Source organism: Phreatobacter sp. GW821-FHT04C01 (assembly GCF_059420385.1).
Genome location: NZ_JBWKTP010000005.1, coordinates 165387 through 180402 on the forward strand (window position 1 = coordinate 165387; position 15016 = coordinate 180402).

Genomic DNA, 15016 nt, shown 5'->3' on the forward strand with positions numbered 1-15016 from the left:
CGACAACCCGAACGGCCGGTGAAGCGCGCGCTACATGGCCCGGCGCGGCACTGCCTGCAGAAAGTCCTGCAATTGCTGCTTCCAGAACCTGGCCATGCCGGTGGTGCCGTGGCCGCGCGTCTCCTCGCTCGCCGGGATCAGGAAGAGCCGGGCATTGGCGATCCGTCTCAGCTCGCGTTCCATGATGCCGGTTTCCGGCGGATTGCGCTCGTCATCGGCGGAGTTGATCGCAAGCAGTTGCGCCTTGATACGCTCCAGGCCGGGCGACGGATTGTAGTCGCGCGAGGATTCCCACTGGAAGAGGAAGTCGTTGGCATCGGCGGTGAAAGGGGCCGCCAGCCGCTCGTCCAGCAGCTTGTCGGCGAGCGCGCTGGTCGGCGCAGCCTTCTGATAGGCCAGGCTGCCGCCGCTGGTGGCGATGCCGAAGAACACGTTGGCCACCCGCAAGGCCCGCGGCTGGGTGGTGTAATTGCCGTTGTTCCAGTCGGGGTCGTTGCGCACGGCGTCGATGATCAGGCGGCGCATGATCCAGTTGCGGCTCGCCATCGCGGTCGGCTGGGAGGCCATGGGCACCAGTGCATCCATGAAATCCGGATAGGTCACGCCCCAGATCCAGCTGTGCATGCCGCCCATCGAATTGCCGAGCACCAGGCGCAGGTGGCGGACGCCAAGGCCCTCGGTCACCAGGCGATATTGCGCCTGCACCATGTCGTCGTAATTGTAAGCCGGGAAGCGGGCGCGCAGGCCGTCCGAAGGCTTGGACGAGGTGCCTGCGCCGATCGCATCGGGCAGGATGATGAAATATCTGGCGGCGTCGAGCGGCTGGCCCGGCCCGAACAATTCACCGGCGAAACCGGCATTGAGCATGCCGGCGGCGGAACCCGCCGTGCCGTGCAGGATCAGCACCGGCTCGCCGCTGGGCGCGCCGATCGTGACATAGCCCAGCCGGAGCTCGGGCAGGATCTCGCCGGTGTGGAAGCGAAAGTCGCGCGCGACGAAGACACCCTGTTTCGGCGCCGGATAGTCGGCCGCCATCGCCGCGAAGGCGACCAGCGACAAGACCGCCGCGGCAGCCGCGCGGCGCAGCACATTCATCACCCTCATGCCTGCCTCCCTGACGGGCGCCGATGCCGGGGCGACAACTCCGGCTCGCCGCTCTCGATGGCGAACTATCGCCGTGGCACAACCCGCCGGCAAGGCCGGGCAATCGCTTACGGCCCGGCCGCCGCAACTTCTCCAGATAATTCATCCGGATGCGGCAAGATATTGGATCGCCTCGCTTTTCCCGCTCGCAATTCGATTCCGATTCACCTGAAGAGCCGCCCCACCTGCGACCTCGTCTCGGTGGGCGGCGGGCGGCGGCAAGGCCCGCCGCTCACAACTTCTCGATGCCGGCCTTGTCGACCACCTCGGTCCAGCGGCGAACCTCGGACGCGACGAAGGTCTTCATCACCTCGGGCGTGGTGGCCTCCGGCTGCACGCCGAGCGAGCCCAACTGCTCGCGCACCTTGGCATCGGCGACGGCCCGGCGGATACCGTCATTGAGCTTGGCGACGATCGCCGGCGGGGTCGCGGCTGGCGCCGCGACGCCGATCCAGGAGCGCACCTCGAAGCCCGGCAAGGTGGCGGCGACCAGCGGCACCTCGGGCAATGCCGGCCAGGGCGCGGCCGAGGTGATGCCGAGGCCGCGAATGGTGCCGGCGCGCACCGCCGAACCGGTCACGGTGATGCTGTCGACCATCAGGTCGATACGGCCCGACATCAGGTCGGTGAGCGGCTGCATGCCGCCGCGATAGGGCACGTGGGTCAGCTTGATGCCGGCGGTGACCGCCAGCAATTCGCCTGTCAGGTGCTGCGTCGAGCCGAAGCCGACCGACGAGAAGGTAAGCTTGCCCGGCTCGCGTTTCGCCGCCGCGACAAGGTCGGCCAGGCTCTTGATCGGGCTCTCGGCCGCGGTGGCGATGACGAAGGGAAAGGTCGCGGCCAGCGAGACGAAGGCGAAATCGTCGACCGGATTGAAGCGCAGCGCCTTGTAGAGCGCCGCCGAGACGGCATGGCCGCCGGTCAGCAGGATGAGGCTGTAGCCGTCGGGATTGGCACGCGACACCACTTCGGAGGCGAGATTGCCGCCGGCGCCGGGCTTGGCCTCCACCACCACCTGCTGGCCGAGCGTGCCCGACAGGGAATTGGCCAGGACCCGGGCAATGGAATCGGCATTGCCGCCGGCGCCGAAACCGTGGACCAGGGTCACCGGCCGCTGCGGCCAGTCCTCGGCACGCGCGGCCTGGGGCATGGCGCCCGCGGCGATCAGGCTGGCGAGCGCCAGGCGGCGGTTGAGCATGGGGTGTTCCTTCCTGCGATGATGTCTTGTCGTTGCCGCGGCGGCCTGTGCCGGCCGTTCAGAGATGCCTGCCGCTGTCGACCACCAGGGTCGAGCCGGTGGTGAGCCTCAGATGGGTGATGGCCGCCATGACGGCGAGCGCGACGTCGTCGGCCTCGGCGACGATCTTCAGCGGCGTCGAGGCCGCCTGTTTCTCGACGCCCTCGCGGCCCCGGCCGGGCACGAAATCGGTGGCGACCGCCGCCGGCGACACGCCGATGACCCGGATCTCAGGACCGAGCACGCGGGCGAGCGACAGGCCCATGGTGTCGAGCGCCGCCTTGGAAGCGCAGTAGGCGATACTACTGCCGAGCCCGGTGACCGCCGAGAGCGAGGAAATATTGACGATGATGGCGTCGCCGCCGCGCCTCATCAGCGGCGCGAAGGCGCGAATGGTGGCGAAGGGGCCGCGCACATTGGTCCGCAGGATGCGATCGAAGACCTCGTCGGTCAGCGCATCGAGATCGGCATGGGGCACGGCGCGGGTGACGCCGGCGGAATTGACCAGAATGTCGGCGCGGCCGAGCCGGTCTTCGACCGCGGCGGCCGCGGCAGCGATGGCCGTCGTGTCCTCCATCGGAACATGCAGCGCCAGGTGCCCCGCCCCGGGCAATTCGCCGATCAGCGCCTCGGCGCGGTCGCGGCCGCTGTTATAGCCGACCGCGACGGTCGCGCCGCCGGCCGCCAGGCGCCGGACGGTTGCCGCGCCGATGCCGCTGCTGCCGCCGGTGACGACGGCGACCCGCCCCTCGAGGGCATAGGCGCCTTGCCCGCCTGCTCGTATCTCGGCCACGCTTGATCTCCCCTCGTCTTGCCGCGGTGCGGCTGACAGGCCGTCGCAGGGACCTGCAGGCGCGCCCTTCGGCAACGAACCCCAGGGAAAAGCCCGCGACCGGATCCTTTCATCGGGAAGCAGCATATGGCATTCTATTTTGCATGCAAACTTTCCGACAGCTCCTCTCCCCTGGCTTCCATGGTCCACTGCCGGTGGTGGCCTCGCGATGACCAGGAGCCCCGCTGCCCGCCGCTCCGGCGATGTCTATGAATGGCTGCGCGCGGCCATCGTGACCGGCGATCTCAGGCCGAACGAACCGCTGATCGAGGCGGATCTCGCCGAGCGCCTGACCGTCAGCCGCACGCCGGTACGCGAAAGCCTGCAGCGGCTCGCGGCAGCCGGCCTGATCGTGCCACGCAAGCGCGGCTGGTCGGTGCGCGAATATACCGCCGAGGAGATGCGGCAGAAGTCCGAGATACGCGCCGCCCTGGAAGGTTATGCCGCCTATCTCGCGGCGGAACGGGCGACCAAGGACGACCTCGCCGCCATTTCACGCCTGCACCGGGAACGCCTCGCCCTGATGCCGGCCGACGAGGCGCTGCGGGTAAAGACCAACCGGGCCTTCCATGACGCGGTCATCGCGGCCGCCAAGAACCCGGCGCTCGCCAGCGCCATTTACGAGACCGGCCAGTTCTATTTCAACGGCCCGATCGCCCGCCTCACGCTCGGCGAGGAAATGCGCCTGGGCAATGCCGACCACCAGCGTATCGTCGACGCGCTCGCCGCCCGCGACGCCCCCGCCGCCGAGCGCGCCATGCGCGAGCACATCCGGCGGACCTTGTCGGTGTTTCAAAAGGTGGTGGATGTGAAACGCTAGGTGAGCGCCACACTAGAAACATCTCGCGCCATGTCGGATCGACGCCGGCTCGTTCGTCCTCCGGAGATCGCGAATGGCCGCGAACAAGGGAGAGCCCCGTGACAACCTCGAGCAAGCCCGGTGAGTGCAGCATCGTGACGGTGGAACGCCAGCTGACCGCCGTCGTCAAAGCCATAGTGCCGATGTCCGAGATCCCGGAGGCACAGCGTTCGTCGCGGCGCAAGATCGATGCGGCCTTGAAGTCGCTGGATGTCGGCCCGATCGGACCGAGTTGCACCCTCTGGCGCCCGTCGACGGACGGCCGGCTCGACATGGAGCCGGGCGTGGTGGTCGCGCGGGCCTTCGCGCCGGTCGGCGAGGTCGTGACCTCGGCGTTGCCCGCCGGCCGGGCGGCACGCTTTCTGCTGGTCGGTCCCTTCGACGGGCTTTCCGGCGCCTGGCAGGTCTTGTTCAATTGGTGCGCCAAGGAAAACTTGAAGCCTGCCGGCATCAATTGGGAAATCTACGGCGCCTTCAAAGACGACTCCACGCAGCAAGATACCTGGATCCACGCACTCCTGGCATAACGATATGGCCGATGACGCGCGTCGCCGTCCGAGCGCCCAATTGCGATCGACCGCCGCAGGCTCTGGACGCGGCCCTCTCCCGCCCTAGATCAAAGCTCGCCTCCGAAAGCATCGCGCCGGGCCTGCCTGTCCGGCCACCAGCAAAAAGGACGCGCAACCATGCAGGACGGCCAGAACCCGAGATCGCCCGTCATCCTGGAACCAGGCGCCGGCCGCAGCTATCCGATGGGCCGCATCGGCGCGGTGTTCAAGGCCGATGGCGAAGAGACGCAGAACCGCTGCTGCGTTTCCGAATGGTGGCTCGATCCCCACACCAAGGGGCCCGGCGCGCATGCCCACCCGGAAGACGACATGTTCTACGTCATCGCGGGCACCATGAGCATCCTGGTCGGCGAGCGCTGGGTCGACGCGCGCCAGGGTGCCTTCGTGCTGATCCCCGGCGGCACGACCCACGACTTCGAAAACCGCGGCGCCGAGAAAGCCGGCGTGCTGAATGTCTGGATCCCCGGTGGTTTCGAACCGAACATGCCGGCCGTCGCGGACTGGTTCGCCCAAAATCCGCCAGGCGATGCCTGAGGCGCGATGGCGCGGGCCGGGCTCCGCACGCCGGCGTGCGCCTTCAAGGTTTCGGCCGCCAAGTCGTGAAGGCGCGCCGGCCGAGATCGTCGAGCCGAGGGTCGGCTGGGTGGCGCTCGGCCCGCGCGCCGCGCCCCGAGGGATCCATGACGGGCGACGGCAAGGGTGTTCCTGGAATTATCCCAGTCCATTGCCCGCCTTGGGCGAAGCGCGGCCGAACCTATGCAATTTTTGATGGAATCTCCACAAAACCGGTGACGGCCATCGTACATACCCGCGGCGCAAGGCCGGACGCGTGTCATTTCTCCTAAATAATCGCCGGAGAGCGACATTTTCTCTCCCTGCAAACGCCCAGTAATTACGTTACGTAAGCATATGCATTACTACTCTGCGTAACAACTTATTAAACAGAAGATACAACTTTGGTGAAACTTGGAAATACGAATCGACCGGACCTGTGAACTCAGGCCGGCCCTCATGAAGCGAAGTCACCTTTCTGCGGCGCGGGGCCAGACATGTTCAATCTAGGATCGAAGAAAAACAGAGAGATCGAGGCAAAGCTTTCAGCTTTGGACCGAGCCCAGGCCGTCATCGAATTCGACCTCGCCGGCAACATTCTAAGCGCCAATGAGAACTTCCTGGCGACGGTAGGCTATACGCTGCCCGAAATCGCCGGAAAACATCACGGCATGTTCGTCGAGCCGGCCTATCGGGACAGCGCCGAATATCGCGACTTCTGGAGCAAGCTGCGCGCCGGCGAGTTCCAGGCCGCCCAGTTCAAGCGCATCGGCAAGGGCGGCAAGGAGATCTGGATCGAGGCCTCCTACAATCCGCTGTTCGGGCGCGACAAGAAGCCCTTCAAGGTGGTCAAATTCGCCACCGACATCACCCGTCAGAAGGCCGAGGATGCCGATCGCGCCGGCCAGGTCGCCGCCATCCGCAAGGCGCAGGCCGTGATCGAATTCACGCTCGACGGCAAGATCCTCGACGCCAACGCCAATTTCCTGGGTGCGCTCGGCTATTCGCTCAGCGAGATCAAGGGCGAGCATCATTCCATGTTCGTCGAGCCGGCCCATCGGTCGAGCCCGGAATACCGGCAGTTCTGGGAGGCGCTGAAACGCGGCGAATACCAGGCGGCGCAATACAAGCGGATCGGCAAGGGCGGCAAGGAGATCTGGATCGAAGCCTCCTACAACCCGATCTTCGACGCGGCCGGGCGACCCTATAAGGTGGTGAAATTCGCCACCGACATCACCGGCCAGGTCCAGTTGCTCGCCAAACTGCGGCACATGATCGACCAGAATTTCGGCGAGATCGACCAGGCCGTCGCGCGCTCGACCCATGAATCGAGCTCCGCGGCCCAGGTCGCCGAGGCCACCCGCGGCAATGTCCAGACCATGGCCGCTGCGGCCGAGGAACTCGCCGCCTCGGTGGTCGAGATCTCGCAGAGCATGGCCAAGTCGCAGACCGCGACCGAAAGCGCGCTGGACCAGACCCACGCGGCGGGCACCTTCGCCAAGAAGCTGTCGGAGGCTGCCGCCGCCATGGGCGGCATCGTCGGGCTGATCAACAATATCGCCGGCCAGATCAACCTCCTGGCGCTGAACGCCACCATCGAGTCGGCCAGGGCGGGCGAAGCCGGCCGCGGCTTCGCGGTGGTGGCCGCCGAGGTCAAGAACCTGGCCAACCAGGCGGCGAAGGCCACCGAGCAGATCAGCTCCGAGATCAACGGCGTGCAGACCATCTCGACCGAGGTGGTGAGCGCGCTGGAATCGATCCGCGGCGAGGTCGAGATCATGCGCAACAATGTGATCGCGACCGCGGCTTCGGTGGAGGAGCAAAGCGCGGTGACCCGCGACATGTCGCAGAACATGCAGAGCGCGGCGCGGGCCGTCGCCGAGATCTCCGACAACATGACCGGCATTTCCGCCGCCGTGACCCAGGTCTCCCAGGCGGTGTCGACGACCCGCGAGGCGGCGAGCGTGCTGGCGCGCTGAAGCCGGATGCGCTGAGACGGGATGCCGGGCCCAGTGGACGCGGCATCGCGCGCATTCACCTCCGAGCTCCCGTGGCCGCAAGGCCAGGCTCACGGCGCGCAGCCGGCGAGCGTGAAGACATCAAACGCCGCCCGTCCGGGATTGGCCTCGGCGAAAGCCCTGGTCATGGCGAGCACCCGGCCGAAATCGGCGAGCAGAATGGCTCGCGGCGCCATCATGCCGGCATCGCCGAGCAGGCCGGCACCGGCATCGCCGAGACTATAGGCATTGCCGGTCCAGAGCCGACAGGCGCCCCCGTCGGCCTCCTCATCCGCGGCGCAGGCGCGACCAACCTGGCCGTCCGGGCGGGTATTGCCGCCGGCATTCCAGGCAATGTCGCCGGGAAACCGCTCGGCGACATGAGGCAGCCGCAGCTCAAACAATCCCACCGTCAGGCTGCCGTCAGACGCGGGGTTCCTGGGTCTGAAATGGATCTCCGCGCCGGACACGTTTTCCCGGTACCACGCGTGATCCAGCCGGCACGCTCGCGCCGAAGCGCCTTCGGCCGGCAAGAGGAGCAGGACCAGCAGAGCCGGCAGGCGCCCGCCTGCCCCGGCCGTCAACGAAACACCAGACCGGGAAACTCGCCCGGCGTTCGGCCGAACAGCGACCGGATCACCCAGCAATAGGCCTGCAGGTTTTCCGCCGCGATGCGCGAGCCGGCCTCGGCGTAGCTGCTGTCGAACTCTCTTGGGAACCTGCGCCTGACTGCCTCGACGGACAGGCCAGCGGGTTCGATCATCTTCGACATGACGAACGGGTCGAAGCTGATGCCCGGGCAGGCACCGTCGCGGATCCGCAACAGATAGGCGATGGCGCCCGCGACTTCGGCCGGCTTCACCGGCCTCGCCACGGCCTCGGCGCCGGCGCCAAGGATAAGCAGCGCCGCCAGCCAGAAGCGGGCAGCGGCATGACGCAAAGTGCTGATGGGCATGGAGCATCCTGGGGCGAGCCCCGGGGTGTTCCGGGCGGCCTTGGTGTAGGCGCGCCGTGTTTCATGTCTGTGCCGGGCGGAGCCAGGGGCGCCAATGCTGTGGCACCGGCACGGGAGAGGGCATCTCGCCGGTTCAGGTGCTGGCCCGATCGTCCTGCGCGGGTTATGCGAAGGTGATCCGCCGCCCGACCGGAGAACCCGACCGTGATTCCCAGGCAATTGCTCGACACCGCGTCCATCCCGGGCGGCGGCGAACTGCGCCTGTTCAGGCGCGGCAGCGAGTTCTCGATCATGCTGGGCAGCAACGAATTGATGAACAGCCGTCTCAGCGGATCGGAACAGGCGCTGGCCACCCTGGCGCTCGACCGGCTGACCGACCGGACCCGACCACGGCTGCTGATCGGCGGGCTGGGCATGGGCTTCACGCTGCGCGCGGCGCTCGCCGGGCTCGGGCCGGACGGCCATGCCACGGTCGCCGAGCTGGTGCCGGCCGTCATCGCCTGGGCGCGCGGTCCGATGGCCGAGATCTTCGGCGACAGCCTGACCGATCCCCGGGTGGATATGCGCGAAGCCGATGTTGGCGCCCTCATCAGGGCGGGCACCGCCGCCTACGACGCGATCCTGCTCGATGTCGACAATGGTCCGGAGGGACTGAGCCGGGACACCAATGACGGGCTCTATACCCTGCGGGGCCTCGCCGCCGCCCATAAGGCGCTGCGCCCCGGCGGCGTGCTGGCGGTCTGGTCGTCGGCGCCCGACCAGGCCTTCGGCCAGCGGCTGCGCAAGGCCGGCTTCGGTGTCGAGGACCTGCGCGTCCGCGCCAATGGCGCGCGCGGCGGCGCCAAACACGTCATCTGGATCGCCACGCGCACGGCCGCGCCGCGCTGATCGCCAGGGCGGGCCGACGTCCGGCGCGAGACCCTGAGCCGGCTCTTCGGAGGCCCTGCTCTTGCAACTGATTTGCAAGATAATCCAAGGACTTGATAAGTTTCGCCGAGGGCTTGCCAGGGCCGGCGGGGTTGGCTAGATAGCGCCGCTCCCCCTCGCAGGCGGTGCCGAAACACATGTCCAAAACCCTCAAGCTCGCGGCCGGGAGCCTGGTCGTCGGCATCGTCGTGCTCGGCCTGAAGCTTCTGGCCTGGCACATGACCGGCTCGATCGCGCTCTATTCGGACGCGTTGGAAAGCACGGTCAACGTGGCGACCGCCATCGCCGCGCTGCTCGCGGTGCGCCTGGCCGAGCGGCCGGCCGACGCCAACCATCCCTATGGCCATCACAAGGCCGAATATGTCAGCGCCGTGCTCGAGGGCGTGATGATCGTGGTGGCGGCCATCCTGATCCTGCGCGCGGCCTATGCCGGAATGCTCGAACCAAAGGCGCTCGACGCGCCGCTCGAGGGCCTGCTGGTCAACGGCCTGGCCAGCGTCATCAATGCCTGCTGGTGCTGGCTGTTGATCACCCGCGGGCGGCAATTGCGCTCGCCCGCGCTGGTCGCCGACGGCAAGCACCTCCTGTCCGACGTCATATCCTCGATCGGTGTCACCTTCGGCGTGCTTTTGGCGGTCGCGACCGGCTGGGCCATCCTCGACCCGGCCCTCGCCGCCGTGGTCGCCCTCAACATCCTCTGGTCCGGCTGGCAGGTGATGAAGGACTCGCTCGGCGGGTTGATGGACGAGGCCGTGCCCGAGAAGACCCTGGAACGCATCCGCGGCGTCATTTCATGCGAGGCCGACGGCGCGCTGGAGGCCCATGACCTGCGCACGCGGCAGGCCGGACGCGTCACCTTCATCGATTTTCACCTGGTCGTGCCGGGCCAGACCCTGGTGTCACAGGCCCACGACATTTGCGACCGGATCGAGCGCGCGCTGAAATCGGAGATCCAGGACGCGCTGGTGACCATTCATGTCGAGCCGGAAAACAAGGCCAAGCATTCCGGTATCGTGGTGCTCTGAAGCCTGGTTTCCGGCGCCGGCGTAATCTCAGGCACTCGGGCTTTCGCTCAGCAGGGCCTGCCGGTAATCGCCGGGCGTCGCCTCCTCGGCCTTGCGGAAAGCGCGATAGAAAGTCGCCATGCTGTCGAAGCCGCAGGCGAATGCGATGTCCGTCACCGGCCGCTCCGGCGTCTGCAGCAGCAGGCGCCGCGCTTCGTCGACCCGCATCGCGGTGATCGTCCGGTGGCAGGTCGTGCCGGTCGGCTCGAACATGGCATGCACCTGCCGGACCGAAACGACCAGCATCTTGGCAAGCGATTCGACGTCGAGATCCTGGCGGTGCAGGTTGCGCGCGATGATCCGCCGCGCCGCCGTGAGATGGCCCGCGCGAACGGCCTCTCGGCTCTCCGGCAGGTTGCGGCGCACCGAGCCACGGGCGAGCAGCACCAGTTGGGCCAGATCGGTGACCGCCCGGTCTGCTTCCTCGCCGTCGAGCCGAGAGGCGTTGTCGGCCAGGCTCAGGAACGAAGCCCGGATCAGCTTGGTGTAGCGGTCGTCCGGGGCGAGCGCCTCGGTGTGATAATCCCGGGCGGACCTGTCCAGGGCTTCGAGCCGGCCGAGCGGAATCCTCAACAGCCGGACATGCAAATTGCCCGGGCGCTGCGCCACCGCGAAGGGCAGGTCGGAATAGCTGGTCGAGATCGCACCGGCGGCCAAGTAGCAGCGGCCCAGCGGCGTATCGCACCAGCCGGGCCCCTCGACCAGAAAGGCGACGCGCAGACTGTCGCTGGAGACGCGGTTGATATCGGCCGGGGTGCGGCTGACGTCATAGGCCGTGGCTTGGATTTCCGAGAGCGTCGCGCCGCCGACGGCCACCGAGGAGAACCGGCCCTTGAAAGCCCCGCGCCGTTCGCGGTCGACATCCATGCTCACGCCGGCCAAATGCTTGCCGCGCACTTCGCGCCAATGCTCGAAACGTTCGTGGGGTCGCAACTCGTCGGTGGACCAGGAGACCATTAATCGCCGGTTCCGTGACGGCCCGGGCAGAGCTTGAGATCGGCCGACTGCCAGGCGATCAAAGGGTTTATACTGAGACGAGCATAGCGCCTGCAGTGCAACGCAGCAAGCGATGCGCCCGACCGATGCGGCTCCAGCCGCAGCATCCCGTTCGGCCCGGGCGATCGGGTCGCGCCGGCTAACCCCCTGCCGGCACAGCCGCAATCGCGCGCCGGCCATGCCGGCGGGCGGATATCGGCCTGGTCCGCTCCCCTGCAGCCCCGGCCCGCGTCCCTCTGCCGCAGGACCGGAACGGCCGGGTGCGCGGCCCGGCCGCGGCGAACAGCCCTCGCGCCGCCGGAAATGGGGAACCAAGGCGGCGCGCCGGCGTTCGTTCCTGTCGAAACATGGTTCTCAACGCGGACGGAAAACGGCAGTCGCTCATGACGGATGAGACGGTATCGACCAAGGCCAAGATCGGCGTCCCCGGGCTGGACGACGTCCTTGTCGGCGGCCTGGCACGCGGACATGTCTATCTGCTGGAAGGCAGCCCGGGCACCGGCAAGACCACCATCGCCATGGCCTATCTCCTGGAGGGGACGAAGGCTGGCGAAACGGGGCTCTATGTGACGCTTTCGGAGACCGAAGGCGAGCTTCGCGCCAGCGCCACGTCGCATGGCTGGCGCCTTGGCGACCTGATCAAGGTGTTCGAACTGGCGCCGCCGGAAAGCCTGCTCGACGCCGACCAGCAGCAGAGCCTGCTCTACTCCTCGGATCTCGAACTCGGCGAGACCACCAAGCAGATCTTCGAGACGGTCGAGCGGCTCAAGCCCGACCGGATCGTCGTCGACAGCCTCTCGGAAATCAGGCTGCTGGCGCAGAGTTCGTTACGCTACCGCCGGCAAATCCTGGCGCTGAAGCACTATTTCGCCCGCCACGGCGCGACCGTGCTGATGCTCGACGACCTGACCACCGACGTCACGGACAAGACGGTCCACAGCGTCGCCCATGCGGTGATCAGGCTGGAGGAACTGGCCCCGAGCTATGGCGCGGAACGGCGGCGACTGCGCGTGATCAAATATCGCGGCCAGGGCTTTCGCGGCGGCTATCACGACTTCACCATTCGCCGGGGCGGCCTGATCGTGTTTCCGCGTCTGGTTTCCGCCGAACATCGCACGGCCTTCGAGCGGACCGTCACGACCAGCCGGATCGCCGAGCTGGACGCATTGCTCGGCGGCGGCATCGAAAAGGGATCGAGCGCGCTGGTCCTCGGCCCGGCCGGCTCCGGCAAGTCGCTGCTGACCATGCATTTCGCCAAGGCCGCCGTGATGCGCGGCGAGCGGGCGGCGCTGTTCATCTTCGACGAGGAGCTCGGCCTCCTGTTCGATCGCGCCAAGGCGATGGAGATCGATCTCGCCGGCATGCAGCACGACGGCGCGCTGCTCATCGAGCAGGTCGACGCGGCCGAGCTGACGCCCGGCGAATTCGCCCACCGGGTTCGCCATCTCGTCGATGAACGCCAGGCCAAGACCGTCGTGATCGACAGCCTGAACGGCTATCAGGCGGCGATGCCGGAGGAGAATTCGCTGACCCTGCACATGCACGAGCTGTTGCAGTACCTGAACCGGCAGGGAGCGACCACCTTCCTGACGGTGGCCCAGCATGGTCTCGTCGGCGACATGAAAACGCCGGTCGATGTCACCTATCTCGCCGATACGGTGATTCTGCTGCGCTATTTCGAGGCGCTCGGCCGGGTCCGGCGGGCGATTTCTGTCATCAAGAAGCGGTCGGGCCGCCACGAGGATACGATCCGCGAGTTCCGGATCAGTGGCCGGGGCATTTCGATCGGGGCGCCCCTGGAGGATTTCCAGGGCGTGCTGAAAGGGGTGCCCGTCTATGCCGGCGCCCACTCGCCGCTCCTCGCGGACGAGACCGCGTGATGATGCAGGAACCCGTCCTGGTCCACGCTCCGCTCGGCCGCGACGCGGTCGTTGCCATCGAGCTGTTGCGCAGCGCCGGGATCACAGCGCTCGCCTGCGACGACCTCGCGCGCATGCCGGAGGACCTCAGGCAGGACGCGGCCGCGGCCGTCCTCACCGAAGAAGCCTTTCACCTGGCGGATGTGAAGCCTCTGCTGACGTGGATCGAGACGCAGCCGCCCTGGTCGGATTTTCCGTTCATCGTGCTCAGCAAGCGCGGCGGCGGACCCGAGCGAAACCCGGCCTTGGCACGCCTCTCGGCGATCCTCGGCAATGTCATCTTCGTCGAGCGGCCGTTTCATCCGGAAACGCTGATCAGCGTCGTGCGCAACGCCTTGCGCGGCCGCAGCCGCCAATATCAGGCCCGCGACTTCCTGGAGGACCTGCGCGACGGCGAAGAACGCCTGTCGACAGCGCTCCGCGCCGGCAAACTCGGCACCTGGGAACTCTCCATCGGGACCAGGCAGTTGAATGCCTCACCACTCTGCAAGGCGTTCTTCGGCCGCACGCCGAATGAGCCGTTCTCCTATGACGACCTGATCGCCAGCGTGTCGCCGGCCGACCGCGACCGAGTCGTCGCCGCCGTGACGCACAGCATCGAGACCGGTGAGGATTATTTCATCGATCATGGCGTGGTTTGGCCGGACGCCAGCACCCACTGGGTGGAGATCCGCGCGCGTATCGTGACCGGCCGCGGCGAGCCGCGGATGATCGGCGTGTCCCAAGATATTACCGCCAAGAAGCACGCGGAGGCCGAGTTGCTGCGTTTCAGCGGGCGGCTCGAGCAATTGGTCGACGAACGCACGGCCCAGTTGCGGCAGAACGAAGAACAGCTCCGCCAAGCCCAGAAAATGGAGGCCATCGGCCAACTCACCGGCGGCGTCGCCCACGACTTCAACAATCTGCTGGCGGCGATCCTCGGCAATCTCGATCTGCTGCGCAAGCGGCTGGGCGGTCAGCCCCAGCTGGAACGCTACATCGACGGCGCGACCGAGGGCGCCAAGCGCGGCGCGGCCCTGACCCAGCGGCTGCTGGCCTTCGCGCGGCGCCAGGATCTGAAGCCGGAACCGGTCGATCTCGGCCAGCTCGTCGGGGGCATGCGTTCGCTGATCGAACGCTCGCTCGGACCTCTCATTTCCGTCAGGACCGCGCTCTCGACCGACCTGCCACCGGCGGTGGTCGACGCCAACCAGCTCGAACTCGCCATTCTCAACCTCGTCGTCAATTCACGCGACGCCATGCCCGACGGCGGCGACCTCAGCATCGTGCTGGAACAGGCCCTGCCGTCGCCGCAGCTGGAACTGCCGCCCGGCGCCTATGTGCGCCTGTCGGTGACCGATACCGGCACCGGCATGGACGCCGCGACACTGAAGAGCGCCATCGAGCCGTTCTTTTCGACCAAGGAACTGGGCAAGGGCACTGGCCTCGGCCTGTCCATGGTTCATGGGCTGGCCATCCAGCTCGGCGGCAAGCTGCACATCACCAGCGCGATCGGCATCGGCACAAGCGCCGAACTCTGGCTCCCCGCTTCGAGCGTGCCGGTGCAGCCCGCCGAGGAGATCGCAGCCGAGCCGGAGGACGCGCCGGCGTCGACCATCCTGTTCGTCGACGACGACTTTCTCATCGCCATGAGCACGGTCGACATGCTGGAGGACCTCGGACACACCGTCATCGAGGCCAATTCCGCCAAGGAGGCCCTCGACATCCTGCGCAGCAGCCGCCATGTCGATGCCATCATCACCGACCACGCCATGCCCGGCATGACCGGCGTCGAGCTGGCCGACCGGGCGCGCGCATTGCGGCCGGGCTTGCCGGTGTTGCTGGCCACCGGCTATGCTGACCTGCCTGCGGGCGTGAGCAGCGATCTGCCGCGGCTGAGCAAGCCCTATCAGCAGCGCGATCTCTCGGCCAAGCTCTCGACGCTGCTTGCGGCGTCGTCTCGCAAAGGTGTCGGGACGGCCTGACC

At 67.3% G+C, this 15016-nt stretch carries 14 protein-coding genes; 8 read left to right on the plus strand and 6 right to left on the minus strand.

Features of this window, described 5'->3' with window-relative positions:
• Window positions 1-30: 30 nt before the first annotated feature.
• From AC07WJ_RS20135 to AC07WJ_RS20145, 3 genes are all read right to left on the minus strand, one after another.
• Window positions 31-1095 (minus strand): alpha/beta fold hydrolase, encoded by a 1065-nt coding sequence (locus tag AC07WJ_RS20135; protein ID WP_494936822.1) that lies wholly within the window; start codon window positions 1093-1095, stop codon window positions 31-33.
• A gap of 280 nt (window positions 1096-1375) precedes the next feature.
• Entirely contained in the window at window positions 1376-2341 is a 966-nt protein-coding gene (locus tag AC07WJ_RS20140) for a tripartite tricarboxylate transporter substrate binding protein (RefSeq protein WP_494936420.1), read from the minus strand.
• A 58-nt stretch (window positions 2342-2399) separates the two neighbouring features.
• Window positions 2400-3173, minus strand: a complete 774-nt coding sequence (locus tag AC07WJ_RS20145; RefSeq protein ID WP_494936421.1) for an SDR family NAD(P)-dependent oxidoreductase — start codon at window positions 3171-3173, stop codon at window positions 2400-2402.
• A 208-nt stretch (window positions 3174-3381) separates the two neighbouring features.
• Here AC07WJ_RS20145 and AC07WJ_RS20150 point away from each other — a divergent pair, with 208 nt between their 5' ends.
• The 4 genes from AC07WJ_RS20150 (at window position 3382) to AC07WJ_RS20165 (ending at window position 7171) form a co-directional block, all read left to right on the plus strand.
• Window positions 3382-4032 (plus strand): GntR family transcriptional regulator, encoded by a 651-nt coding sequence (locus AC07WJ_RS20150; protein ID WP_494936422.1) that lies wholly within the window; start codon window positions 3382-3384, stop codon window positions 4030-4032.
• 134 nt (window positions 4033-4166) lie between these two features.
• A complete protein-coding gene (locus tag AC07WJ_RS20155; protein ID WP_494936423.1) occupies window positions 4167-4598 on the plus strand; it encodes a GyrI-like domain-containing protein in 432 nt (143 codons plus the stop codon).
• A gap of 159 nt (window positions 4599-4757) precedes the next feature.
• Window positions 4758-5174, plus strand: coding sequence for a cupin domain-containing protein (locus tag AC07WJ_RS20160; protein WP_494936424.1), 417 nt, complete (start codon window positions 4758-4760; stop codon window positions 5172-5174).
• 515 nt (window positions 5175-5689) lie between these two features.
• Window positions 5690-7171: a methyl-accepting chemotaxis protein gene (locus tag AC07WJ_RS20165; RefSeq protein ID WP_494936425.1), complete on the plus strand. Its 1482-nt coding sequence runs from the start codon at window positions 5690-5692 to the stop codon at window positions 7169-7171.
• An 89-nt stretch (window positions 7172-7260) separates the two neighbouring features.
• On the opposite strand, the gene AC07WJ_RS20170 is transcribed toward AC07WJ_RS20165, so the two are convergent.
• Both AC07WJ_RS20170 and AC07WJ_RS20175 read right to left on the minus strand, forming a co-directional pair.
• Window positions 7261-7599, minus strand: coding sequence for a hypothetical protein (locus AC07WJ_RS20170; RefSeq protein WP_494936426.1), 339 nt, complete (start codon window positions 7597-7599; stop codon window positions 7261-7263).
• Window positions 7600-7769: 170 nt separating this feature from the next.
• Complete coding sequence (locus AC07WJ_RS20175; RefSeq protein WP_494936427.1) at window positions 7770-8144, minus strand: hypothetical protein; 375 nt, start codon at window positions 8142-8144, stop codon at window positions 7770-7772.
• A 204-nt stretch (window positions 8145-8348) separates the two neighbouring features.
• Here AC07WJ_RS20175 and AC07WJ_RS20180 point away from each other — a divergent pair, with 204 nt between their 5' ends.
• Window positions 8349-9032, plus strand: coding sequence for a spermidine synthase (locus tag AC07WJ_RS20180; protein ID WP_494936428.1), 684 nt, complete (start codon window positions 8349-8351; stop codon window positions 9030-9032).
• 176 nt (window positions 9033-9208) lie between these two features.
• Window positions 9209-10096 carry a cation diffusion facilitator family transporter gene (locus tag AC07WJ_RS20185; RefSeq protein WP_494936429.1) on the plus strand — a complete coding sequence of 296 codons (888 nt, stop codon included), beginning with the start codon at window positions 9209-9211 and terminating at the stop codon, window positions 10094-10096.
• A gap of 27 nt (window positions 10097-10123) precedes the next feature.
• On the opposite strand, the gene AC07WJ_RS20190 is transcribed toward AC07WJ_RS20185, so the two are convergent.
• Window positions 10124-11311: a helix-turn-helix transcriptional regulator gene (locus AC07WJ_RS20190; RefSeq protein ID WP_494936430.1), complete on the minus strand. Its 1188-nt coding sequence runs from the start codon at window positions 11309-11311 to the stop codon at window positions 10124-10126.
• Window positions 11312-11514: 203 nt separating this feature from the next.
• On the opposite strand from AC07WJ_RS20190, the gene AC07WJ_RS20195 reads away from it, so the two are divergent.
• Together AC07WJ_RS20195 and AC07WJ_RS20200 are read left to right on the plus strand one after the other, a co-directional pair.
• Window positions 11515-13011 carry an ATPase domain-containing protein gene (locus tag AC07WJ_RS20195; protein WP_494936431.1) on the plus strand — a complete coding sequence of 499 codons (1497 nt, stop codon included), beginning with the start codon at window positions 11515-11517 and terminating at the stop codon, window positions 13009-13011.
• Window positions 13011-15014 carry a hybrid sensor histidine kinase/response regulator gene (locus AC07WJ_RS20200; protein WP_494936432.1) on the plus strand — a complete coding sequence of 668 codons (2004 nt, stop codon included), beginning with the start codon at window positions 13011-13013 and terminating at the stop codon, window positions 15012-15014. The genes AC07WJ_RS20195 and AC07WJ_RS20200 overlap by 1 nt, the downstream gene beginning before the upstream one ends.
• Window positions 15015-15016: the final 2 nt, after the last annotated feature.